At 52.1% G+C, this 21,268-nt stretch carries 24 protein-coding genes and 2 tRNA genes; 13 read left to right on the forward strand and 13 right to left on the reverse strand.

Annotated elements, in window-relative coordinates; all coding sequences use genetic code 11:
* Positions 1-7: 7 nt before the first annotated feature.
* The 6 genes from WHR59_RS08970 (at position 8) to ldtA (ending at position 5,766) form a co-directional block, all read left to right on the forward strand.
* On the forward strand, positions 8-823 hold the full coding sequence (locus tag WHR59_RS08970; RefSeq protein ID WP_043016806.1) for an energy-coupling factor ABC transporter ATP-binding protein: 816 nt from the start codon (positions 8-10) through the stop codon (positions 821-823).
* Entirely contained in the window at positions 820-2,340 is a 1,521-nt protein-coding gene (locus tag WHR59_RS08975) for a cobyric acid synthase (RefSeq protein WP_043016805.1), read from the forward strand. Before WHR59_RS08970 ends, WHR59_RS08975 begins: the two co-directional genes overlap by 4 nt.
* Positions 2,337-2,882, forward strand: coding sequence for a bifunctional adenosylcobinamide kinase/adenosylcobinamide-phosphate guanylyltransferase (cobU, locus tag WHR59_RS08980; protein ID WP_047410279.1), 546 nt, complete (start codon positions 2,337-2,339; stop codon positions 2,880-2,882). Before WHR59_RS08975 ends, cobU begins: the two co-directional genes overlap by 4 nt.
* Entirely contained in the window at positions 2,879-3,622 is a 744-nt protein-coding gene (gene cobS, locus WHR59_RS08985) for an adenosylcobinamide-GDP ribazoletransferase (RefSeq protein ID WP_019077089.1), read from the forward strand. Before cobU ends, cobS begins: the two co-directional genes overlap by 4 nt.
* Positions 3,623-3,646: 24 nt before the next feature.
* Positions 3,647-4,711, forward strand: coding sequence for a nicotinate-nucleotide--dimethylbenzimidazole phosphoribosyltransferase (gene cobT, locus WHR59_RS08990; protein ID WP_338843846.1), 1,065 nt, complete (start codon positions 3,647-3,649; stop codon positions 4,709-4,711).
* A gap of 125 nt (positions 4,712-4,836) precedes the next feature.
* A complete protein-coding gene (ldtA, locus tag WHR59_RS08995) occupies positions 4,837-5,766 on the forward strand; it encodes a L,D-transpeptidase (protein WP_043016801.1) in 930 nt (309 codons plus the stop codon).
* 23 nt (positions 5,767-5,789) lie between these two features.
* Here the strand turns inward: ldtA and WHR59_RS09000 are convergent, their stop codons facing one another.
* From WHR59_RS09000 to mtfA, 5 genes are all read right to left on the reverse strand, one after another.
* Positions 5,790-6,473 (reverse strand): ABC transporter ATP-binding protein, encoded by a 684-nt coding sequence (locus WHR59_RS09000; RefSeq protein WP_338843847.1) that lies wholly within the window; start codon positions 6,471-6,473, stop codon positions 5,790-5,792.
* 10 nt (positions 6,474-6,483) lie between these two features.
* The gene (locus tag WHR59_RS09005) at positions 6,484-8,172 is read right to left on the reverse strand and encodes an ABC transporter permease (protein ID WP_200007711.1); all 1,689 of its coding nucleotides are present in this window, start codon (positions 8,170-8,172) and stop codon (positions 6,484-6,486) included.
* Positions 8,156-9,193, reverse strand: a complete 1,038-nt coding sequence (locus tag WHR59_RS09010; RefSeq protein WP_087051381.1) for an extracellular solute-binding protein — start codon at positions 9,191-9,193, stop codon at positions 8,156-8,158. Before WHR59_RS09010 ends, WHR59_RS09005 begins: the two co-directional genes overlap by 17 nt.
* A 262-nt stretch (positions 9,194-9,455) precedes the next feature.
* A tRNA-Asn gene (locus WHR59_RS09015) sits at positions 9,456-9,531 on the reverse strand.
* 99 nt (positions 9,532-9,630) lie between these two features.
* Complete coding sequence (mtfA, locus tag WHR59_RS09020; protein ID WP_338843848.1) at positions 9,631-10,428, reverse strand: DgsA anti-repressor MtfA; 798 nt, start codon at positions 10,426-10,428, stop codon at positions 9,631-9,633.
* 93 nt (positions 10,429-10,521) lie between these two features.
* Between mtfA and WHR59_RS09025 the strand changes: the two genes are divergently transcribed.
* Positions 10,522-10,611, forward strand: a tRNA-Ser gene (locus WHR59_RS09025).
* 169 nt (positions 10,612-10,780) lie between these two features.
* Here the strand turns inward: WHR59_RS09025 and ompC are convergent.
* Entirely contained in the window at positions 10,781-11,983 is a 1,203-nt protein-coding gene (gene ompC, locus WHR59_RS09030) for a porin OmpC (protein WP_181634573.1), read from the reverse strand.
* Positions 11,984-12,424: 441 nt separating this feature from the next.
* On the opposite strand from ompC, the gene WHR59_RS09035 reads away from it, so the two are divergent.
* The 3 genes from WHR59_RS09035 (at position 12,425) to WHR59_RS09045 (ending at position 15,072) form a co-directional block, all read left to right on the forward strand.
* Positions 12,425-13,117, forward strand: a complete 693-nt coding sequence (locus tag WHR59_RS09035; protein WP_047410411.1) for a phosphohydrolase — start codon at positions 12,425-12,427, stop codon at positions 13,115-13,117.
* Between the two features lie 76 nt (positions 13,118-13,193).
* Complete coding sequence (locus WHR59_RS09040; protein WP_080624993.1) at positions 13,194-14,624, forward strand: DNA cytosine methyltransferase; 1,431 nt, start codon at positions 13,194-13,196, stop codon at positions 14,622-14,624.
* Positions 14,605-15,072, forward strand: coding sequence for a very short patch repair endonuclease (locus tag WHR59_RS09045; protein ID WP_043016793.1), 468 nt, complete (start codon positions 14,605-14,607; stop codon positions 15,070-15,072). The genes WHR59_RS09040 and WHR59_RS09045 overlap by 20 nt, the downstream gene beginning before the upstream one ends.
* On the opposite strand, the gene yedA is transcribed toward WHR59_RS09045, so the two are convergent.
* Positions 15,064-15,984: a drug/metabolite exporter YedA gene (gene yedA, locus WHR59_RS09050; RefSeq protein ID WP_075146000.1), complete on the reverse strand. Its 921-nt coding sequence runs from the start codon at positions 15,982-15,984 to the stop codon at positions 15,064-15,066. The genes WHR59_RS09045 and yedA overlap by 9 nt on opposite strands.
* A 175-nt stretch (positions 15,985-16,159) precedes the next feature.
* Between yedA and WHR59_RS09055 the strand changes: the two genes are divergently transcribed.
* Together WHR59_RS09055 and WHR59_RS09060 are read left to right on the forward strand one after the other, a co-directional pair.
* On the forward strand, positions 16,160-17,074 hold the full coding sequence (locus WHR59_RS09055) for a DUF808 domain-containing protein (RefSeq protein ID WP_170928033.1): 915 nt from the start codon (positions 16,160-16,162) through the stop codon (positions 17,072-17,074).
* A 77-nt stretch (positions 17,075-17,151) separates the two neighbouring features.
* Complete coding sequence (locus WHR59_RS09060) at positions 17,152-17,334, forward strand: YodC family protein (RefSeq protein WP_043016790.1); 183 nt, start codon at positions 17,152-17,154, stop codon at positions 17,332-17,334.
* 206 nt (positions 17,335-17,540) lie between these two features.
* Here the strand turns inward: WHR59_RS09060 and yodD are convergent, their stop codons facing one another.
* On the reverse strand, positions 17,541-17,768 hold the full coding sequence (yodD, locus tag WHR59_RS09065; RefSeq protein WP_338843850.1) for a YodD family peroxide/acid resistance protein: 228 nt from the start codon (positions 17,766-17,768) through the stop codon (positions 17,541-17,543).
* A gap of 163 nt (positions 17,769-17,931) precedes the next feature.
* Between yodD and dsrB the strand changes: the two genes are divergently transcribed.
* Positions 17,932-18,120 (forward strand): protein DsrB, encoded by a 189-nt coding sequence (dsrB, locus tag WHR59_RS09070; RefSeq protein ID WP_003030419.1) that lies wholly within the window; start codon positions 17,932-17,934, stop codon positions 18,118-18,120.
* A gap of 51 nt (positions 18,121-18,171) precedes the next feature.
* Here dsrB and rcsA read toward each other — a convergent pair whose 3' ends face one another.
* The 5 genes from rcsA to fliO all read right to left on the reverse strand — a co-directional run bounded on the left by rcsA (position 18,172) and on the right by fliO (position 21,268).
* The gene (rcsA, locus tag WHR59_RS09075; protein WP_043016789.1) at positions 18,172-18,795 is read right to left on the reverse strand and encodes a transcriptional regulator RcsA; all 624 of its coding nucleotides are present in this window, start codon (positions 18,793-18,795) and stop codon (positions 18,172-18,174) included.
* A gap of 288 nt (positions 18,796-19,083) precedes the next feature.
* Positions 19,084-19,869, reverse strand: a complete 786-nt coding sequence (gene fliR, locus WHR59_RS09080) for a flagellar biosynthetic protein FliR (RefSeq protein ID WP_047410421.1) — start codon at positions 19,867-19,869, stop codon at positions 19,084-19,086.
* Positions 19,870-19,877: 8 nt separating this feature from the next.
* Positions 19,878-20,147, reverse strand: coding sequence for a flagellar biosynthesis protein FliQ (gene fliQ, locus WHR59_RS09085; RefSeq protein ID WP_003030425.1), 270 nt, complete (start codon positions 20,145-20,147; stop codon positions 19,878-19,880).
* 9 nt (positions 20,148-20,156) lie between these two features.
* Positions 20,157-20,894, reverse strand: a complete 738-nt coding sequence (fliP, locus tag WHR59_RS09090) for a flagellar type III secretion system pore protein FliP (protein ID WP_006684053.1) — start codon at positions 20,892-20,894, stop codon at positions 20,157-20,159.
* The gene (fliO, locus tag WHR59_RS09095; RefSeq protein WP_338843852.1) at positions 20,894-21,268 is read right to left on the reverse strand and encodes a flagellar biosynthetic protein FliO; all 375 of its coding nucleotides are present in this window, start codon (positions 21,266-21,268) and stop codon (positions 20,894-20,896) included. Before fliO ends, fliP begins: the two co-directional genes overlap by 1 nt.

Raw genomic sequence — 21,268 nt, forward strand, 5'->3', positions numbered from 1 at the left:
GATAAGTATGCTTGCCACCTCAGCGCTTTGGTTTCGCTATCAGGATGACCCCATCCTCAAAGGGCTAACGCTGGACTTTTCTACGCATGCCGTCACCGGGCTGGTCGGTGCCAATGGCTGCGGGAAATCTACGCTATTTATGAACCTGAGTGGCTTACTGCGCCCGCAGCAAGGCACAGTGATGTGGCAAGGCAAACCGCTGGATTACAGCAAACGCGGCTTGCTGGCGCTGCGTCAGCAGGTGGCAACCGTCTTTCAGGACCCCGATCAGCAAATCTTTTATACCGATATCGACAGCGACATTGCCTTCAGCCTGCGCAACCTTGGCGTGGATGAGGCTGAAATCTCCCGTCGGGTGGACGATGCGCTCACGCTGGTCGACGCCCAGCATTTCCGCCATCAGCCTATTCAGTGTTTAAGCCACGGGCAAAAAAAACGTGTGGCGATTGCCGGGGCATTGGTGTTGCAGGCGCAGTATTTGCTATTGGATGAACCTACTGCAGGCCTTGACCCTTCAGGTCGCACGCAGATGATTGAGATAATCAAACGCATCGTAGCGCAAGGAAATCACGTGGTTATCTCCAGCCATGATATCGATCTTATCTATGAGGTCAGCGATGCAGTTTACGTTTTGCGCCGGGGCGAAGTGCTAACGCATGGCACGCCGGGTGACGTTTTCGCCCAGACGGAACTGATTGAACAAGCGGGACTAACTCAGCCCTGGCTGGTGAAGCTGCATACTGAGCTGGGCTTCCCTCTGTGTAAAACAGAGGCTGAATTTTTTAGTTGTATGCGAGAGAACGCACTGAAGGAGGCGTCATGACGCAGGCAATAATGTTGCAGGGAACGGCATCTGATGTGGGTAAAAGCGTGTTGGTCGCCGGGCTGTGTCGAATTTTTTATCAGGATGGGCTGCGTACCGCACCGTTCAAATCGCAGAATATGGCGCTGAACTCTGGTATTACGCCAGAGGGCAAAGAGATGGGCCGCGCGCAAATCTTTCAGGCTGAGGCTGCCGGCATTACGCCAGATGTGCGTATGAATCCGGTGCTGCTTAAGCCAACCAGCGATCGTAAAGCGCAGGTCGTGCTGATGGGCAAAGTGGCGACCGATATGGACGCGGTGAGTTACCACGAGTACAAACCGCGTCTGCGGGATCAAATCCTGTCAGTTTACAACAGCCTGGCGCAGGAGTTCGATGTACTGGTGCTGGAAGGCGCGGGAAGTCCGGCTGAGATTAACCTGCGCGATCGCGATATCGTCAATATGGGCATGGCTGAAATGGCGCAATGTCCTGTCATTCTGGTGGCAGATATCGATCGCGGCGGGGTGTTTGCCTCCATTTATGGCACGCTGGCGCTGTTGCACGATCACGAACGCGCGCGGGTCAAAGGGGTGATCATCAATAAGTTTCGCGGTGATGTGACGCTGCTGCACTCCGGTATTGAGCAAATTGAAGCGCTGACCGACGTTCCGGTACTGGGCGTCATGCCCTGGCTGGATGTTGATCTGGAAGATGAAGATGGCGTTGCGCTGCAAAAGGGCAAATATTTGCGCACAGACAAACGCGACATCGACATCGCGGTGGTTCAAATACCGCACATTTCTAACTTTACGGATTTCAACGCGCTTGCCGCACAGCCGGATGTGCGCGTGCGCTATGTTCGCCAGCCAGAAGAGCTGGCGGGGGCCGATCTGGTGATTCTGCCCGGCAGCAAAAATACGCTGGGCGATCTGGTGTGGCTGCGTGAAAGCGGCATGGCGCACGGCGTCGTGCAATTGCATCGTAATAACGTACCGGTGGTGGGGATTTGCGGCGGTTACCAAATGCTCGGCGATACCATCATTGATGACGTGGAGTCAGGACTCGGTACGCTGCCGGGGCTGGGCTTGCTCAATACCGTAACCCATTTTGCCCAGCATAAAACCACCACCCTGGTTGAAGGGCAAATGTCCTCCTCGCTGCCCGACTGGCTGGCAGGCACGGCGGGGTTATCCGTTCGCGGTTATGAAATCCACATGGGCGAAACGACGTTAACTGAAGAATGCCGGTCGGTGATGACGCTGCGAAAAGACGGCGGCAATGTGGCTGACGGCGCGGTCACTCCGGATGGTCTGGCGTTCGGCACCTACCTTCACGGTCTGTTCGACAGCGATGAATTTACCCGTGCGCTGGTGAATGGCCTGCGAGAGCGTAAAGGATTAGCCCCGCTGGATTCCACCTTCCATTACGCGCAATATAAATCGCAGCAGTTTGATCTGCTGGCGGATGCGATGCGGCAACACATCGATATTGAGAAAATTTATACCATCATGCAGCAACACCGGGAGCCAGTATGATTATTCTGGTTACGGGCGGCGCACGAAGCGGCAAGAGTCGGCATGCGGAGGCGCTGATCGCTGATTCTCCAAACGTTTTGTATATCGCAACTTCGCAGATTTTTGATGAGGAGATGGCTGCGCGAATTCAGCATCATCGCGATGGACGCCCTGCGCACTGGCGTACAGCCGAGCGCTGGCAACATCTGGATGAACTGATAACGGCAACGAACGATCCGCAAGAAGCCATTCTACTGGAGTGCATTACCACGATGGTGACTAATCTGCTGTTTGCGCTGGGCGGTGACAGTGACCCGGATAGCTGGGATTACGCGGCGATGGAGCAGTCCATCGACGACGAAATCCGTTCGCTGATTGCTGCCTGTCAGCGCTGCCCGGCAAAGGTGGTGCTGGTCACCAACGAAGTGGGAATGGGGATTGTTCCGGAAAACCGTCTGGCACGGCATTTTCGCGATATTGCAGGACGCGTGAACCAGCGACTGGCGGCGGCAGCTGATGAGGTCTGGCTGGTGGTATCAGGAATTGGAGTCAAAATTAAATGAGTAAGTTGTTCTGGGCAATGCTCTCTTTTATCAGTCGCTTGCCCGTTCCTGCACGCTGGTCGCAAGGACTGGATTTCGAGCACTATTCGCGCGGTATTGTGATGTTCCCCTTGATTGGCGTGGTGCTGGGAGGCCTGACGGGGCTGGTCTTTATGGCGCTACAGCCCTGGTGCGGAGTGCCATTGGCGGCTCTGTTTGCCGTCCTTACCCTGGCGTTATTGACCGGGGGATTTCATCTCGACGGGCTGGCGGATACCTGTGACGGCATTTTTTCTGCCCGTCGACGTGAGCGGATGCTGGAAATCATGCGTGACAGCCGCCTGGGAACCCACGGCGGACTGGCGTTAATTTTCGTGTTGCTGGCGAAAGTGCTGGTGGTGAGCGAACTGGCTTTGCGTGGCACACCGATGCTGGCGGCGCTTGCTGCAGCGTGTGTCGCCGGACGGGGTACCGCTGTTTTGCTGATGTATCGACATCGTTACGCCCGCGAAGAAGGGCTGGGTAATGTCTTTATTGGTAAAGTCACCGGGCGTCAAACCTGCGTCACGTTGGGATTCGCGGCGATCCTGGCTGCCGTGCTTCTTCCCGGCATGCGCGGCGTTGCAGCGCTGGTTGTTACGATAGTGGCGATTTTTATTCTTGGGCAGTTATTAAAACGCACGTTGGGTGGGCAGACCGGCGATACGCTGGGCGCAGCCATTGAACTTGGCGAGTTGATTTTCCTGCTGGCTCTGCTCTGAGTCAGCCAACATACTGGAACCCTTATGCAGACTTTAACCTCTTTAATCCGCGCAATCCCAACACCTGATAGTGCTGCGATGCGGCGTGCACAACAGCATATCGACGGCTTGCTTAAACCGCCGGGAAGCCTTGGGCGGCTCGAATCGCTCGCCGTGCAACTGGCCGGTATGCCTGGCCTGAAAGGCACCCCGCATGTGAACGGCAAAGCGATGCTGGTGATGTGTGCCGATCACGGCGTGTGGGATGAAGGGGTTGCTGTTTCGCCTAAAATCGTCACGGCTATTCAGGCCGCGAATATGACGCGCGGGACAACCGGCGTTTGTGTGCTGGCCGCGCAGGCGGGGGCAAAGGTACATGTGATTGATGTCGGTATTGATGCCGAACCTATTCCTGGCGTGGTGAACATGCGCGTGGCGCGCGGCTGCGGCAATATTGCCCAAGGCCCGGCAATGAGCCGTTCGCAGGCCGAAGAGCTGCTGCTGGAAGTTATTCGTTATACTCATGAGTTGGCCAAAGACGGTGTAACGCTGTTTGGCGTTGGTGAACTTGGTATGGCAAATACGACACCTGCAGCAGCAATCGTCAGCGTGCTGACCGGCAGCGATGCTGAGGATGTGGTAGGTATCGGCGCTAACCTGCCGCTTTCCCGAGTAGGCAATAAAATTGAGGTTGTGCGGCGAGCTATTGCCGTCAACCAACCGGATCGTAATGACGGTATCGATGTGCTGGCTAAGGTTGGCGGGTTTGATCTTGTCGGTATGGCGGGGGTGATGCTGGGGGCGGCCTCCTGTGGCCTGCCTGTGGTGCTGGACGGTTTTCTCTCTTACTCTGCTGCGTTGGCGGCCAGCCAGATTGCGCCGCAGATTAAACCTTACCTGATCCCATCACACTTCTCCGCTGAGAAGGGCGCTCGCACTGCGCTGGCCCATCTTGAATTGGATCCGTACCTCAACATGGGGATGCGTTTGGGCGAAGGTAGCGGGGCCGCGCTGGCGATGCCGATTATTGAAGCGGCCTGTGCAATGTACTCCAACATGGGGCAGCTCGCCGCCAGTAACATTGTGCTTCCGGATGGTAAGGAAGCGTAGTTACGTGAGCCCTGAACCCCGCGGGATGGCGGGGTTTTTTATGCACATTTTAGACGTAACCCACTAAAACAGATAATAAAAGCTATAATTAACGGATGTCTGCTGCGCCGAAGGAAAGGAAAAAGATGCGTCGTGTGAAACTGCTTTGTTCACTCATTATGCTGCTCGCATGTCAGGGCGCGCAGGCGGTGAGCTATCCGCTGCCGCCAGAAGGAAGTCGCCTGGTGGGAAGCCCTTTGACTATTACGGTCCCTTCAGGAAACACTCAGCCGCTGGAAGCCTTTGCCGCGCAGTACGGGCAGGGGTTGAGCAACATGCTTGAAGCCAATCCCGGCGTAGATGTTTTTCTGCCTCAGTCTGGCTCAACGCTGGTTGTGCCTCAGCAACTGATTTTACCGGATACCGTGCGCGAGGGGATCGTCATTAACGTCGCAGAAATGCGCCTTTACTACTATCCCGCTGGCAGTAATACGGTTGAAGTTTTACCCATTGGCATTGGTCAGGCGGGAAGAGAAACGCCGCGTAACTGGGTGACGGCGGTCGAGCGTAAGCAGGAAGCGCCGAGCTGGACGCCGACGCCGAATACCCGCCGTGAATACGCCGCACGCGGGGAATCCTTGCCTGCGTTTGTGCCCGCTGGACCAGATAACCCGATGGGGCTGTATGCGATTTATATCGGCAGGCTTTATGCCATACATGGCACAAATGCGAATTTTGGCATTGGTCTGCGGGTCAGCCAGGGTTGTATCCGTTTGCGTAATGATGACATTAAATATCTGTTTGATACCGTACCGGTTGGGACGCGTGTGCAACTGATAGACCGACCGGTGAAATACAGCGTAGAGCCCGACGGTAGTCGTTGGGTGGAAGTGCATGAACCCCTGTCACGAAACCGTTCGGAATATGAGTCTGACAGACAGGTTCCCTTGCCAGTCACTCCCGCGTTGCGCACTTTCATCAGCGGGAATGACGTGGATGTGAGTCGCGGAAATCAGGCGCTGGAAAGACGCTCCGGCATGCCGGTGAACATCAGTCTGGTTCAGACGCACTATTAATTATCACGGCGACCCGGTTACCTTTAGCCAGGGTGGGGCGCTGTTTTAATTTGATACTGCCCCATTTTTACCACGCCAATATGGTCAGCCATCAGCTGTGCTTCGTGTTCGCTGTGGGTAACCAGCAGTGCCGTTTGCCCGGCGGCGCGTAAAATATCCCGTACCTCGTTGCCAAGACGCTCACGCGTACGCTTATCCAGGCTGGAGAAAGGCTCATCGAGCAGCAGGATTTCCGGATGCGGGGCCAACGCGCGCGCAAGCGCGATACGCTGCTGCTGCCCGCCGGAAAGTTCATGCGGATAACGGCTGGCATGGCTGTGCAACTCCACCATTTTTAACAGCTCCGCCACCCGAACCTGCTGCTCCTCGCGTGGCATACGTCGTAATCCAAAGGCCACGTTTTGCTGCGCGGTCAGGTGGGGGAACAGCGCATATTCCTGAAAGACCATGCCGACATGGCGTTTCTCCGGCGGCAGATGAACCCCGGGACCGGCAACGCGGCGCTGTGACACATAGATCTCTCCGCTTCGCAGCCGTTCAAATCCGGCAACTGCGCGTAGCACCGTAGTTTTTCCACAGCCTGAAGCGCCCAGCAGACAGGCGATTTCTCCTTTACGTACCGACATTGAAAATCCGCTCAGTACCGATTGCTGGCTGTTACCGTAGGCAACGTGCACATCCTGGAGTCGTAATGCATTTTCTGACATTGTTGCTCTCTTAACCACGGCGAGTCATCTGATGACGCACCAACAAAATAACCGGTAGCGTGCCAGCTAAAACAATCATTAGCGCGGCGATAGCGCCTTCTTCATAGGTTCCACGGGCGGCTTCCGCATACAGCAACGTTGCCAGCGTTTCGAAGTTTACCGGGCGCAAAAGCAACGTGGTTGGCAGTTCTTTCATGGCATCGGCAAAAACCAGCAGGGCGCTACTCACTAACGCCGGGCGCAGCAATGGGAAATGAACCCGTGCAAATGTGCCCGCACCATTCTCACCCAGCAGACGTGAAGCCTGTTCCAGCGCCGGCGGGATGCGCCCCAGGCCGGAGTCCAGCGCGCCGATAGCAATCGCCTGAAAACGCATGGCACAACAAATTACCAGCAGGATCCCTGCAGACATCAGCGGCAGGCCGCGAACATCCAGTAAATCAGCCAGCCAGCGGTCGACAGCCATGGCGGGGGTTAAAAAACCAATCGCCAGAATGGTGCCGGGAACCGCATAGCCTAAAGACGCCAGACGCATTACACCGCGACGAAATCCAGGCATCGCGTTATCTGCGGCGCTGTGGCGCGCGCTCCAGGCAACCAGCATACTGACACACACCACCACCAGCGTGGTTCCCGCCGCCAGTGATAGCGTATTTTGTAATGCTGACAGTAACGAGGAGGATATTGGGTTCTCATCGCCTATGCGTTTGGCGCTTTCCCAAATTAAAAACAGGACCGGGGCCAGAAAACCCAGCACAACCGGCAGTGAAATAACGCCACCGAGCAGCCAGCCACGCCAGCCCTGCACGCGCGTGGGTTGAATTTCCCGCAGGCTGCGGCTGCTGAAGCCCTGTTTTCTGCGGCCATAAAATTCCAGCGTCAGAATAAAAAATATAAACATCAGCATCATGCAGGCGATTTGCGCCGCGGCAGATAAATCAGAACGCGAGATCCACGTGGTGTACACGGTAACCGTTAAGGTCTGTACCCCGAGGAATTCTGACGCGCCAATATCGTTGAGCGTTTCCAGCAGTGCCAGACTGATCCCAACGGCCAGTGCCGGACGAGCCATGGGGAGAGCGACGCGAAAAAAGGCTCCTGTTGCGCTGCATCCCAGCGTACGCGCAGCTTCCAGTAAATGGGCCGGCTGGCTGATAAACATAGCGCGGGTTGTCAGGTAGACGTAAGGATAAAGCACTAAGCCGAGCAGAATTATTGCGCCGGAAAGAGAACGTAAATCTGGCAGGCGGAATTGTCGCGGGCTGTCAAATCCCAGTAAGAAACGGATAAAGGTTTGCAGGGGACCTATCGGATGCAACAGATCGAGCCACGCAAAGGCGACGATGTAGGTCGGCATCGCCAGCGGCAACAGCAGCGCCCAACTGAGAATTTTTCGCCCAGGGAAATCCCATGCCGTCACCGCCCATGCGCTGCCTACGCCAATGACACCGACCATTACAGCGACACCTGCGAGCAACAGCACGGTGTTTTTTAGCGCAGATGGCAGTACATATGTCATGAGATTATCCCAGTGGGATAAATCGGCCTGGGTGGCCTGCCAGATCAGCGCAACGACAGGGGTCAGGACGCCAAGTGCGACGCACAGCGCGCCAAGATGCAACGGCGTTAATAATGACTGCGGCCCGGAAACCAGGCCGCGTAACGTCGGAAACTGCAGAGGTTTATTGATCGAATCCAACTTTATCTACCAGCAGGCTAGCTTGTTTACGATACTTCACGATTTCGGTTAGCGGCGTTTTATCGACATCGATTTCACCGATTGTGGCGCTGATAACCGGGTCAAGCGTTACTCCTTTCAGTACCGGATATTCGAAGTTCGCTTTCGCGTACTGCTGCTGGGCAGGCGCCGAAACCAGATATTCCATCAGCTTAACGGCATCGGCTTTATTCGGCGCATAGCGGGCAACGGCTGCACCGCTGATGTTGACGTGCGTACCGCCATTTTCAAAGGTGGGTTTAACGACTTTTATGGCATCGCCCCACTGACGCGCATCGCTGCCTTCTTTGGCGTTCTTCATATGACCGACGTAATAGGAGTTAGCCAGACCAATATCACAAATTCCGCCGAGGATATCGCGGGCAACATCGCGGTCGCCGCCGGTGGCTTTACGTGCCAGGTTAGCCTTCACGCCGCGCAGCCATTCTTCGGTTTTGGCTTCGCCATGATGGGCAATCATCGCGGCGATCAGCGCCGTGTTGTACGGGTGCTGCCCGGAGCGAATACAGACTTTTCCTTTGTATTCAGGGCTGGCGAGCTGTTCGTAATGCCAGTTATCGATTGGCAGCGACTTCTCGGCATACAGCACGCGAGCGCGCATAGAAAGCGCAAACCACTGATTATCCGCACCGCGCAGATTCGCAGGAATGGCGGCTTTCAGTACTTCTGACTCTACCGGCTGGGTTACACCGGCTTCAACTAAATCGATGAGATTACCGGCATCGACGGTCATCAGCAGGTCGGCAGGCGAGTTTTTGCCTTCAGCCTTAACACGCTCAAGCATACCGTCTTTGATATAGACCGTACTCACTTTGATGCCGCTGGTTTTAGTCCAGCTGTCAAGTAAAGGCTGGATCAGACCCGGTTCGCGGGTGGTATAAAGCGTTAACGTTTCCTGAGCGAAAGCAGGCAGGCTGACAGAGAAGACGAGGGCAGAGGCAAGCGTGATACGGCGCAATCCGGTGCGAGGCAGAGCATTCATCGTTTTTATCCCAGAGTAATTGGAACATACAGTGAACCGAGCAGGGGCTCGTTCTTTTGGCTCGCGTACAATAAATGATAATCACTAGCACTTACAATAAGTGCAAAGTTTAAACGATTTACATTTACACAACTTTAATCAACGATGTGATGCAACGGCGGATGGGGCGTTATGGCAGGCTGGGCGCTCTCTTACAGGCATTTTTTTAACAGATATGAAAAGCAAAAAGCCTGCTTAGTTTCCTAAGCAGGCTTCTTAAATTTGGCTCCTCTGACTGGACTCGAACCAGTGACATACGGATTAACAGTCCGCCGTTCTACCGACTGAACTACAGAGGAATCGTGTGAACGAGGCGCATATTACTGACCTCGCCATGAGGTGTCAACAGTAAAATTAGCGCGTCATTTCAATTGGTTAATTAATCTTCAAATTCAGTGTTAATGCGCATTTGGTGAGCGATAATCGTCGTCTCCCCGGGTATCGCGTAACCGTTCCATGGGGTTCTGGCGATAAAACTGGATGAAACGCTGCCATAAGGCAGGAAAACGCGGAGCAAATAATTCAGGCGCGCTGAAAAAATACTCGGATAACACGGCAAAGCATTCTGCAGGATCGGTCGCTGCGTAGGCATCTATACTGCAGGCCGTTTCTCCAACCAGATCGATCTCATCCTGAATATTGTTCATTGCGGCATGCAGGTCATGTTCCCAACCGGCGATGTCGCGCAGGGGGATTGCCGGAACACCGCTGGCACGATCGCCATTACGCATATCAAGCTTGTGTGCCACTTCATGGATGATCAGATTAAAGCCGGAGGCGTCAAAGGAATCCTGAATATCAAGCCAGTTGAGGATTATTGGGCCTTGTTGCCAGCTCTGTCCGGACTGTACAACGCGTTGATTATGCACCAGCCCAATATCGTCTTCCCATTCATCGTCTACGACAAACGGGGCAGGGTAGATGAGAACTTCATGAAACCCGTCGAGCCACTCAATCCCCAGTTCCAGAACAGGTAAGCAAAACAGCAGAGCAATGCGCGCATTTTTTAGCGGGTCCAGCTCAAATCCCTGAAGAGCGACCATTCTTTTTTGCTGTAAAAAGCGTTCTGCCAGGGCGACAAGTCTGGCTTGTTCTTGCTCGGTGAGATTAACCAAAAGGGGAATAGCCATGGCGTCGTCCCACGGCCAGTCGTCACTCCGGGTTGTTTCTTGTTCTTTCCAGGGCCACTTAATCATCGTTTTGCTCGCAAACTCGTCACTCGAACGAAATTGACGGAACTGGGTCTGTTAAAATGCCAAATTACCTGGCATCATGGCAACCGCCAAAACGGAGAGATGCCAGAGCGGCTGAATGGACCGGTCTCGAAAACCGGAGTAGGGGTAACTCTACCGGGGGTTCAAATCCCCCTCTCTCCGCCACTATTCAAGCACTTGCACGCCTTGCTTTCAACGACAGTTCTCACGGATGTTTTTTTCTTTGAGTATCCTCACAAGTTTATCGTTGTCATGCCCGTGCGGTAAAAAAATACGTTTCATATAAATAAAAAGCCCGCTTCATATGAAGCGGGCTTGCGCGTTTATGTATCAATTAGAACTGATAGACTAAACCAACGGCAACGATGTCGTCTGTCGCGATACCGTTATCAGAGTAGAAGCTGTCGTCTTCATCCAGCAGGTTGATTTTATAATCAACATAGGTGGACATGTTTTTGTTGAAGTAGTAAGTCATACCCACATCAACATATTTGACCAGATCTTTGTCGGTGTAGCGATAATTGCCATTGCTGTCGCGATCCCAGCCGCCTAAATCAACACCTTTAGACATCAGGAAAGAAACCGCAGGACGCAGGCCAAAGTCAAACTGGTACTGAGCAGTGACTTCAAAGTTTTGCGTTTTGTTGGCAATACCGCCTTTCGCAACATCTTCCCCTGCAGCATTCTTATAAGAGCCGCTGCCATATGCTGTCATGTTACGGGTTTCTGCGTACATAGCAGCCAGATACACGTTGTTAGCGTCATATTTCGCGCCAATAGTCCAGGCATCCGCTGTTTCGCCACCAGCATATTTATCGGTATAGCTACGATCGCCGCGGCCAGCAGAAACTTGCTCGTTGGTACGATCGGAACTGGAGTACGCCGCACCCAAGCTTAAACCGAAGTCAAAGTCATAGGAGGTAGACATACCGAAGCCGTCGCCGTTTTCTTTCGCCAGTTTACGGTTAGTGCTGTTACCGGAACCTTCCTGACCTAAGCTGCTACCTTCGTTATTACCCTGATACTGCAGGGCGAAGTTCAGGCCATCAACCTGACCAAAGAAGCCTTTATTGCGATAGGTGGCAACGCCGTTAGCACGACCGGTCATGTACACGTCGGTCTGGGTGTAAGTATCGCCACCAAATTCTGGCAGCATGTCGGTCCAGGCTTCTACGTCATAGACGACGCCATAGTTACGACCGTAATCGAAGGTGCCGTTCTCACCAAATCCTAAGCCAGCGAAAGCCAGACGAGTCCAGGAATCGCCTTTATCACCTTCGGTGCCGTTGGCCTGAATGTTATATTCCCACTGACCATAACCAGTCAGCATATCATTGATCTGCGTTTCGCCTTTGAAACCCAGACGTGCATAGGACATGTCGCCGTCGCTGCCTGCATCGTCAGAGAAATAACGCAGACCATCGACTTTACCGTACAGATCCAGTTTATTGCCGTTCTTATTATAAATTTCAGCCGCATTAGCTGCGCCTGCAACTAATAAAGCAGGGAGAAGCAGTGCCAGTACTTTTCTTTTCATTATGTATTCCCTTTATATAATAATTAAAATGAATATGTAACACTATTTGAAAGACTACATTCGGATACTATCTATGAAGTTCATTTAATTTAAAATATAACATGTAACAAATGTATTTAAGATATTTCAAAATATGTCACCAGCGCATTATCATCATTAATATTGTATGTTTATCATGTTTTTATTTTTATGATAAATGCTTTGCTATCATTGAGTTATGTTTTATATTTATTTTTATTATTAAATATATATTATTGATGTTAGTTATTTATTTTGCTGTCATATTTATAATTTACCTGCTCGTCTTGACTAATGCTGATTATATATTCGCAGAAAATATGATTATTATAAAATAATATATAGTGGTGATATGCAGTGTTGGCGGTAGTCTGATATGAGAATTGTTGCTAAGGTGGTTTTCTTTCTGCGAAGAGTGAGAGTATGGAACGACATGACTGGCAGTCGAAATTTGAAGCCTGGTTGCGTGAAAATCATTCAGGGCACGACGCTGCTCACGACATCTTTCATTTTCGGCGTGTGTGGAAGACGGCTCAAAAGCTGAGCACGGATGCGACCGTAGACTGGCTGGTGGTGCTGACGGCATGCTACTTCCATGATCTCGTCAGTTTGCCGAAGAATCATCCCGATCGTCATCGTTCATCGGTAATGGCAGCCCAGGAAACACGTCGCGTTTTGATGCACGATTTCCCTGACTTTCCACACCAACGATTACCTGCCGTGTGCCATGCCATTGAGGCGCACAGTTTCAGCGCCAAAATTGTACCAGAAACCCTTGAGGCCAAAATTGTGCAGGATGCTGACCGGCTTGAGGCGCTGGGGGCGATTGGTTTAGCGCGTGTATTTGCCGTGTCCGGGGCGTTAGGCGTGGCGCTGTTTGATGCGGAAGATCCGTTTGCCAGGCAGCGTAATCTTGATGATAAACAGTACGCGCTCGATCACTTCCAGACCAAATTGTTGACGCTGCCGCTAACGATGCAAACCGCGCAAGGCCGGCATTTGGCGCAACATAATGCTGACTTCTTATTGACGTACATGGCGAAACTGAGTGCGGAGTTAAAAGGAGAATATGAAATGCTGGATCTTGACGCGATTCAACCCCTTATAGCGCGTTAGTTGCCAGTACAGCCGCAACGTCAACCGCGCTATTTTATGTTAATCTGTCGGTTATCCATTTCGGCCGGTTAAATGTATGCAGGATAATTTTTCAGTAGCAGGCTCCATGAACCCGATGACAGATGATAACGACGCCGCCGCACAGGTGATTTTGGCGAAGTTGCTTGAAATTTATGACGTGAAAACGCTGGTTGCTCATCTGAATGGTGTTGGCGAGAACCGCTGGAGTCCGGCCATCTTTAAGCGAGTTGTCGCCAATGAGACATGGCATCGTCTCAGCGATGGCGAGCTGGCTCATCTGAAAGCCTTGCTGCCGACGCCGCCTGCGCATCATCCACATTATGCTTTTCGCTTTATCGATCTTTTTGCCGGTATTGGCGGCATTCGTCGCGGCTTTGAGGCGATTGGCGGGCAGTGCGTGTTCACCAGTGAGTGGAACAAGCATGCGGTGCGTACCTACAAAGCGAATCACTACTGCGATCCTCTCCAGCACCATTTTAATGAAGATATTCGCGATATCACCCTCAGTCATCATGATGGGGTGAGCGACCAGCAGGCGGCAGAACATATTTGCCAGCATGTTCCTCAGCATGATGTGCTGTTGGCGGGGTTTCCTTGTCAGCCATTCTCACTGGCCGGCGTATCAAAGAAAAACGCGTTAGGTCGTGCTCATGGCTTCGCCTGCGACACGCAGGGCACACTTTTTTTTGACGTGGTGCGCATCATCGATGCGCGTCGACCAGCAATATTTGTGCTCGAAAACGTCAAAAATCTGAAGAGCCACGATCAGGGAAAAACCTTCCGCATCATTATGCAAACGCTGGACGAGCTGGGTTATGACGTGGCGGATGCAGACGATAACGGACCGGACGATCCGAAAATTATCGACGGGCAACATTTCTTGCCTCAGCATCGCGAACGTATTGTGCTCGTCGGCTTTCGCCGCGATCTAAATCTGAAATCAGACTTCACGCTGCGCGATATTATCTCCCGCTATCCTCAGCGGCGCACTACGCTGGCGGAGCTGCTTGAGCCGACCGTTGATGCAAAATATGTGTTGACGCCGGTGCTGTGGAAATATCTGTATCGCTATGCGAAAAAGCATCAGGCGCGGGGGAATGGGTTTGGCTATGGCATGGTATATCCCGGCAATCCCGATTGCGTAACGCGTACATTATCGGCGCGTTACTATAAAGATGGGGCGGAGATCTTGATCGACCGTGGCTGGGATCTGGCGCTGGGTGAAAAGGATTTTGATGATCCACACAATCAGCGACACCGTCCTCGCAGGTTGACGCCCAGAGAGTGCGCGCGTCTGATGGGGTTCGAATCACCTCAGGGTTATCAGTTCAGGATCCCGGTGTCGGACACGCAGGCATATCGTCAGTTTGGTAACTCGGTGGTCGTCCCGGCGTTTGCGGCGGTCGCCAGGCTGCTGGAGCCAAAAATCAAACAGGCGGTTGCTATTCGCGAGAAAGAGAACCTGCATGGCAGACGTTCACGATAAGGCAACGCGCAGTAAAAATATGCGGGCGATAGCCACCCGCGATACTGCCATTGAAAAACGCCTTGCCAGCTTGCTGACAGAGCAGGGGGTAACGTTTCGCGTGCAGGATGCGACGTTACCCGGTCGCCCCGATTTCGTGGTCGATGATTATCGTTGTGTGATTTTTACCCACGGTTGTTTCTGGCATCATCACCACTGCTATCTATTTAAAGTCCCCGCAACACGAACGGAATTCTGGCTGGAAAAAATTGGCAAAAATGTCCAGCGTGACGCGCGGGACGGTGAAATGTTGCAGGCGCTGGGCTGGCGTGTACTGATTGTCTGGGAGTGCGCCCTGCGTGGGCGCGAAAAGCTGGGGGATGACGCGTTATCCGAACGTGTTATCGAGTGGATCTGCGGTGGTGGCGCCAGCGCGCAGATCGACACTCTCGGTATTCATTTACTGTAACGTCTTTTCCGACGGGGTCACAACGGCGTCCGCTTTAGCGGGAAATAAGTATTTACCGAGCGTGACCAGTACTACCGCAAATACAATCACGCCAAGCGCCAGCCATTCGATGGGCGCCAGGCTTTCTCCTCCCAGACCGGTACCTAACAATACGGCGACAACCGGGTTCACGTAGGCATAGCTGGTGGCTAATGCCGGACTGACGTTGCGGATCAGGTACATATACGCGTTAATGGCAATAATAGAACCAAACAGGGCCAGATAGGCGACCGCCATAAAGCCTGAAAATGTTGGCATAGTGGTCAACTTTTCCCCGGAAAGCAACGAGGCGCACATCAGCACAATACCGGCGGCTAACATTTCAATGGCCCCGGCCATCATGCCAACGGGTAGCGTTATGCGTGAACCGTACACCGAGCCAAATGCCCAGCTCATTGAACCTATCAGGATTAAAACAGCGCCCCACGGATTACCACTCAAATTACCTCCGCTGTTCAGCATGATGATCCCAGCGAGTCCAATTGCGATCCCCATCCACTCCAGCTTGCGCGTTTTAATGCCAAAAAAGTGGCTAAAGCACAGCGTAAACAGCGGCACGGTGGCGACCACTACGGCGGCAATACCGGAAGGCACGTTTTGATGCTCAGCGACAGTCACCAGTCCGTTACCTACAGCCAGCAGCAGGATACCAATTAACGCGGCGTTCAAAAGCTGACGCAGAGGCGGCAGCTTATGTCCGCGAATAAGTAAGAATGCGGTTAACAAAATTCCCGCAGAGAGAAAACGAACGCCAGCCATCATCAACGGCGGCCAGCTTTCAACGCCAATGCGAATAACGAAGTACGTGGAACCCCAAATGATGTACAGCGCGAAAAGCGCACTGAAAAGCGGTAGCAATTGCCTGAAACGCATAATCCCTCACGGTGGAAATAAAAAGGTGCAACATAGTAAACGTTAAAACTATCTTGCTGGCGAGATTTATAATTACCTGCCGATGTTAAAAATTTGTTGACCAGAAAGGTCAGTTTCAGCATTGCGTGTTTTACTTCATACTTATGACTGCAAAAAAATAATATTGAGGGTAAAAATTTTGGCAGGAAGTAGCTTATTGACCTTACTCGATGATATCGCCACGCTGCTGGATGATATCTCCGTCATGGGAAAACTGGCCGCGAAAAAAACCGCGGGCGTACTGGGAGATGACCTGTCGCTTAACGCGCAGCAGGTGTCGGGCGTGCGGGCGAATCGCGAACTCCCGGTGGTCTGGAGCGTGGCGAAGGGATCGTTTGTTAACAAAGTTATCCTTGTGCCGTTGGCGCTATTGATAAGCGCCTTCATTCCCTGGGCGATTACCCCCTTATTAATGGTAGGCGGGGCGTTTCTCTGTTTTGAAGGTGTGGAAAAAGTTCTCCATACCCTGGAAGCGCGTAAACACAAAGAAACTCCGGAAGAACGTCAGCAGCGTCTGACATCTTTGGCGGCGCAGGATCCGCTCACCTTTGAGAAGGATAAAATCAAAGGGGCGATACGTACCGACTTTATTTTATCTGCTGAGATTGTCGCGATTACGCTGGGGATCGTAGCGGATGCGCCATTGTTGAATCAGGTATTGGTGTTATCGGGCATCGCGTTAGTGGTGACCGTGGGGGTCTATGGTCTGGTCGGGATTATCGTTAAGCTCGATGATATTGGGTACTGGCTGGCAGAAAAACGTAGCGCGTTTGCCCAGTCGCTGGGTAAAGGATTGCTGATCGTTGCCCCCTGGTTGATGAAAACACTTTCTGTGGTCGGCACGCTGGCGATGTTTTTGGTCGGCGGCGGAATTGTGGTGCATGGAATATCACCATTGCATCATGCGATTGAACATTTTTCCCAACAGCAAAGTGCATTGATTGCGCTGATGCTTCCAACCCTGCTGAATCTGGTGCTTGGTTTTATCATTGGCGGGATAGTCGTGCTGCTGGTGAAAGCTGTTGCCAGACTGCGCGGAGTTTCGCACTAAATGTCGCAGGGTTGATTACGCAAAACGCCTCTTTGTCGTCTAAGGTGTAAAGGTTTCTCTTGATACAGGAGGCAGGTATGGTCTTTTCTGTCAGTGAGGAAGTCACCTCAAAAGAGGGTGGCCCACGCATGATCGTTACCGGATATGCCAGCGGAATGGTGGAGTGTCGCTGGTACGACGGCTTTGGCGTCAAACGGGAAGCATTCCGTGAAGATGAACTGGTGCCGGGCGAGCGCAGAAAGCTGTGCCAGGATCCCTGAACATCTGGCTTGCGCGTAACCGGGCGATCTCTCAACCATTAGTTATATTTATCATTTTAGTGAGAATTATTTACTTGTCAGGCAAAAAAATTGCAGATAAGGTTTGTTTCACATCAGATTTCCTGGTGTAACGAATTTTCAAGTGCTTCTTGCATAAGCAAGTTTGATCCCGACCCGATAAGGGCCGGGATTTTTTTCGCCCTCAGTCAGCGATTGATTTCCGACACGCTAAAATCATGGATATCCAGCTCGAATGCTTCGGCCAGTTCATGCCATGTATGGTAATCACGCCCGTCGACGCTGACGCGTTCCGGGTCATCCTGGCTGCGATGAATTTCACTCTCGCAGATTTCGTTGATTGCCTTCAGCAGCGCGTCCACATCGACGCTGACTTCACGCTTGGCCGTATCGCTGTACTCTTTCGCGGTTTTCATCCTCATACCTCTCAACCGTTAAGGATACCGGGGGAGCGCATCCGGACATCAGATACGCACAACTTAAGTATAGACCGTCGATAAAACCCGCAATCGCACGAGCCAGGCGCTGCCAGAAAAAGGAAATTGTTCTACACTGGCACAAAGCCACAGGAGGAAAACTATGAAGGTGAATGATCGGGTCACAGTCAAAACGGACGGCGGTCCTCGTCGACCGGGCGTGGTACTGGCTATTGAAGAGTTTAGTGAAGGCACTATGTACCTAGTTTCGCTGGAAGACTACCCGCTCGGTATCTGGTTCTTTAATGAGTCAGGTCATCAGGATGGTATCTTTGTGGAAAAAGTGGAGTAAACCAGTTCTGCAGTGATTCTGACTGGTGGATTCACCACCAGTCAGAACGTTTTAGCGCATATTCACAAAGATACCATTGGTGACATTATCCGTGAGTCGAACAACGTGATAGATAACTTGCTTATTATGCGTCTTTATCTTTCGTTTTATATTCCCCTTATGGGATGACACGGTCTTGGCCTTGATATTCATTTGGTCGGATATCTGTATTGTTCCCTGACCCTCCATCCACATGCGCAGCATGCTGGACTCGGTACGGCTTAATGACAGTGTCGGCAGATTAACATCAATGACAATATCCACTTCCTTTTTCAGAATATCGCCAAGAAGTGTATCCAATGAATCTGGTTTAATCGACTTAGAACTAATCAATAAATTTTTTCTTACTAATAGATATTCATCAAAATGTACGTTGGCAATTGCCATAAACACAATAAATAATGTACCGGGATGTTGATTAATGATTTGCTTTATTTGCTGGCTATTAGCAGGATCGTGGATAAAGCAGTCCTCATTAATAAACACCACAGCGGGCTGTTGAGAGACACAGGCGAGACTGAGTTCATCAACGTTGGAAATGTTGTTGATTTCCCTTTTTTTCACCCCCCGACTTACCAGATATCCGGTCAACCCTAGCCGGGTGTAACTGCATAAATCCATAATAATCGTTGACATGGCATACCCTCACTCAATGCGTAACGATAATTCCCCTTACCTGATTATTTCATCACAACTAAACGGAATAATAACGACCCAAGATGACGCTTTCGCTGTTTTTCAGGCGAAATTACTATCCCGTAAAGTTGCGTATAATTTGCCAGGAAACATCTTAAAGTAAAGTAAATGTTGCGTTATGTGAGTGAGGCAAAAACAAATAAACCGCGACAGAGATATCCTGGTGGATGTTGTCACTTTTTAAATTTAGGACAATCCTTAGTAAAACAGGATAAAAAATAAGGGTTATTATTTTCCGGGCATTTCGCTGACAATATCAGCCAATAAATTAAAAATTTCGCTGAATAATCGTTCGCAGAATGGCGCAATTAATGGCATCAATGCCGCCATTAATGAAATACCCACGGTGAGGGTGAGTGGAAAGCCGATGACGAAAATCGACAACTGGGGGGCCATACGATTTAACAAACCGAGTGCGAGGTTCAGTGTGAGTAGCAGCGTCATTATCGGCAGGGCCAGCATTAGACCGTTGAGGAAAATCAGGCTACCCGCCCGCGCCAGCGCGAGAAACGCATTGCTGTTCACCGGATTGCCGCCGATTGGCAAGGTATGAAAGGTATCCACCAGCAGTGAAATAAGCCATAAATGACCGTTAAACGTCAGGAACAACAGCATGGCGAGCATGTCGATCAGGCGTGCCAGCACCGGCATGTTCAGACGGCTACCGGGGTCGAAGAAGGTTGCGAAGGAGAGGCCCATTTGGAGGCCGATCAATTCCCCGGCGGTTCGTACTGCCGCAAATGCAAACTGCATGGTGAAGCCTATGGCGATGCCGATCAGGATTTGTTGCATTGCCTGCCATAGCGCGCCAACAGAAAAGATGGGGACGTCTACGGGGGGAATCGATGGGGCGATAACGACGGTTATCATTAATCCAAGCCCCAGTTTTACCCGTTTGGGGATGGCGCGCTCGCTGAGAATAGGGGCCGTTGAGATGAGCGCCAGTATGCGCAGCAAAGGCCAGAAGTAAAGGTTTAGCCAGTGGAGCCATTCAACGCTGGTCACCTGCAGCATAATGTCATCTACCCGATGATATAGGGGATATTGCTGAACAGCGTACGTACGTAGTCGAGCAGCAGGTTAAGCATCCACGGTCCGGCAACAATGATGGCAATAAACACCGCGACAATTTTGGGAATGAAGGACAGCGTCATTTCGTTAATCTGGGTCGCCGCCTGCAAAATACTGATGATAAGACCTGTGACCAGAGCGACCAACAGCAAAGGCGCGGCAAGGGCCAGGGCGACCTTCATCGCCTCTGTGCCCATCATCATGACCGATTCAGGAGTCATTTCGCGCCTCTAACTGTAAAAGCTTTGTGCCAGCGAGCCGACAAGCAGCTGCCAACCATCTACCAACACAAACAGCATCAGCTTGAACGGCAGCGCGATCGTGGCCGGGGGGACCATCATCATCCCGAGCGCCATCAGCACGCTGGCGATGACCAGGTCGATAATCAGAAACGGAATAAAAATAGTAAAACCTATCTGGAATGCCGTTTTCAGCTCGCTGGTGACATAGGCCGGAAGCAAAATTCGCATCGGTACGGCTTCTGGTCCTTGCAGTGGGCCGCTGTTTGCCAGACGAGCGAACAGCGCCAGATCCGCTTCACGGGTTTGGCGCAGCATAAACTCACGCAGCGGCTGTGCGCCTTTCTCCATGGCTTCCTGCATGGAGATCTTCTCTTCACTGAACGGTTGATACGCGTCGACGTAAATTTTGTCGATTACTGGCGACATGATGAAAAAGGTCAAAAATAGCGCCAGCCCCAGTAGCACCTGGTTCGGCGGTGCAGAAGGTGTTCCCAGCGCATTTCGTAACAGGCCGAAAACGATGATGATGCGGGTGAAGCTGGTCATCATCAATAAAATGGCGGGCAGGAACGTCAGCGAGGTGATAAACACCAGCGTTTGCACTGGCAAAGACCAGCTTTGTCCGCCGCCTGGCAACGGCTGGCTTACCAGTCCCGGAAGCTGAGCGAGGGCAACAGGGCTGAAAAGCCATAAGCCTGCCAGCGTGATGGATAACAAACGGCGCATCAGGATCTCCCAGGACGCTTGAGTAAACTCTTCATCATGGCCTGGAAATCCGCGGGGGAGGCCGATTTTTCTTCTGCCTCGGCAGGCGCCGCGGGCAGGGTGTGCAATACGTTAATTTGCGAGGCCGTGACGCCCAGCACCAGGCGCGCATCTTCAACCTCAACAATCACCACGCGCTCTCGTGGACCCAGTGAGGTGCTCGCAGTAACTTTCAGTCCGCGCGTACCAGCGCTTTTGGGGGCAAACCCCAGACGCTTAATGACCCAGGCCGCAGCCAGGATCAATACGATGATCCCAAACAGCGCGCCGCTTACCTGTACCAGCGGTGAGCCGGGTACGGCGGCTGGCTGAGAAACTGTCGCCTGGGTATTCAT

Origin of the sequence: Citrobacter europaeus (assembly GCF_037482245.1) — a bacterium.
Lineage (GTDB): Bacteria > Pseudomonadota > Gammaproteobacteria > Enterobacterales > Enterobacteriaceae > Citrobacter > Citrobacter europaeus.

Excerpts from the sequence above, each read along its gene's own strand:
- WHR59_RS08970 (WP_043016806.1), top strand. The coding sequence starts at position 8 with ATGCTTGCCACCTCAGCGCTTTGGTTTCGCTATCAGGATGACCCCATC.
- WHR59_RS08975 (WP_043016805.1), top strand. The coding sequence starts at position 820 with ATGACGCAGGCAATAATGTTGCAGGGAACGGCATCTGATGTGGGTAAA.
- cobU (WP_047410279.1), top strand. The coding sequence starts at position 2,337 with ATGATTATTCTGGTTACGGGCGGCGCACGAAGCGGCAAGAGTCGGCAT.
- cobS (WP_019077089.1), top strand. The coding sequence starts at position 2,879 with ATGAGTAAGTTGTTCTGGGCAATGCTCTCTTTTATCAGTCGCTTGCCC.
- cobT (WP_338843846.1), top strand. The coding sequence starts at position 3,647 with ATGCAGACTTTAACCTCTTTAATCCGCGCAATCCCAACACCTGATAGT.
- ldtA (WP_043016801.1), top strand. The coding sequence starts at position 4,837 with ATGCGTCGTGTGAAACTGCTTTGTTCACTCATTATGCTGCTCGCATGT.
- WHR59_RS09000 (WP_338843847.1), bottom strand. The coding sequence starts at position 6,473 with ATGTCAGAAAATGCATTACGACTCCAGGATGTGCACGTTGCCTACGGT.
- WHR59_RS09010 (WP_087051381.1), bottom strand. The coding sequence starts at position 9,193 with ATGAATGCTCTGCCTCGCACCGGATTGCGCCGTATCACGCTTGCCTCT.
- mtfA (WP_338843848.1), bottom strand. The coding sequence starts at position 10,428 with ATGATTAAGTGGCCCTGGAAAGAACAAGAAACAACCCGGAGTGACGAC.
- ompC (WP_181634573.1), bottom strand. The coding sequence starts at position 11,983 with ATGAAAAGAAAAGTACTGGCACTGCTTCTCCCTGCTTTATTAGTTGCA.
- WHR59_RS09035 (WP_047410411.1), top strand. The coding sequence starts at position 12,425 with ATGGAACGACATGACTGGCAGTCGAAATTTGAAGCCTGGTTGCGTGAA.
- WHR59_RS09040 (WP_080624993.1), top strand. The coding sequence starts at position 13,194 with ATGCAGGATAATTTTTCAGTAGCAGGCTCCATGAACCCGATGACAGAT.
- WHR59_RS09045 (WP_043016793.1), top strand. The coding sequence starts at position 14,605 with ATGGCAGACGTTCACGATAAGGCAACGCGCAGTAAAAATATGCGGGCG.
- yedA (WP_075146000.1), bottom strand. The coding sequence starts at position 15,984 with ATGCGTTTCAGGCAATTGCTACCGCTTTTCAGTGCGCTTTTCGCGCTG.
- WHR59_RS09060 (WP_043016790.1), top strand. The coding sequence starts at position 17,152 with ATGGTCTTTTCTGTCAGTGAGGAAGTCACCTCAAAAGAGGGTGGCCCA.
- yodD (WP_338843850.1), bottom strand. The coding sequence starts at position 17,768 with ATGAAAACCGCGAAAGAGTACAGCGATACGGCCAAGCGTGAAGTCAGC.
- dsrB (WP_003030419.1), top strand. The coding sequence starts at position 17,932 with ATGAAGGTGAATGATCGGGTCACAGTCAAAACGGACGGCGGTCCTCGT.
- rcsA (WP_043016789.1), bottom strand. The coding sequence starts at position 18,795 with ATGTCAACGATTATTATGGATTTATGCAGTTACACCCGGCTAGGGTTG.
- fliR (WP_047410421.1), bottom strand. The coding sequence starts at position 19,869 with ATGCTGCAGGTGACCAGCGTTGAATGGCTCCACTGGCTAAACCTTTAC.
- fliQ (WP_003030425.1), bottom strand. The coding sequence starts at position 20,147 with ATGACTCCTGAATCGGTCATGATGATGGGCACAGAGGCGATGAAGGTC.
- fliP (WP_006684053.1), bottom strand. The coding sequence starts at position 20,894 with ATGCGCCGTTTGTTATCCATCACGCTGGCAGGCTTATGGCTTTTCAGC.
- fliO (WP_338843852.1), bottom strand. The coding sequence starts at position 21,268 with ATGAATACCCAGGCGACAGTTTCTCAGCCAGCCGCCGTACCCGGCTCA.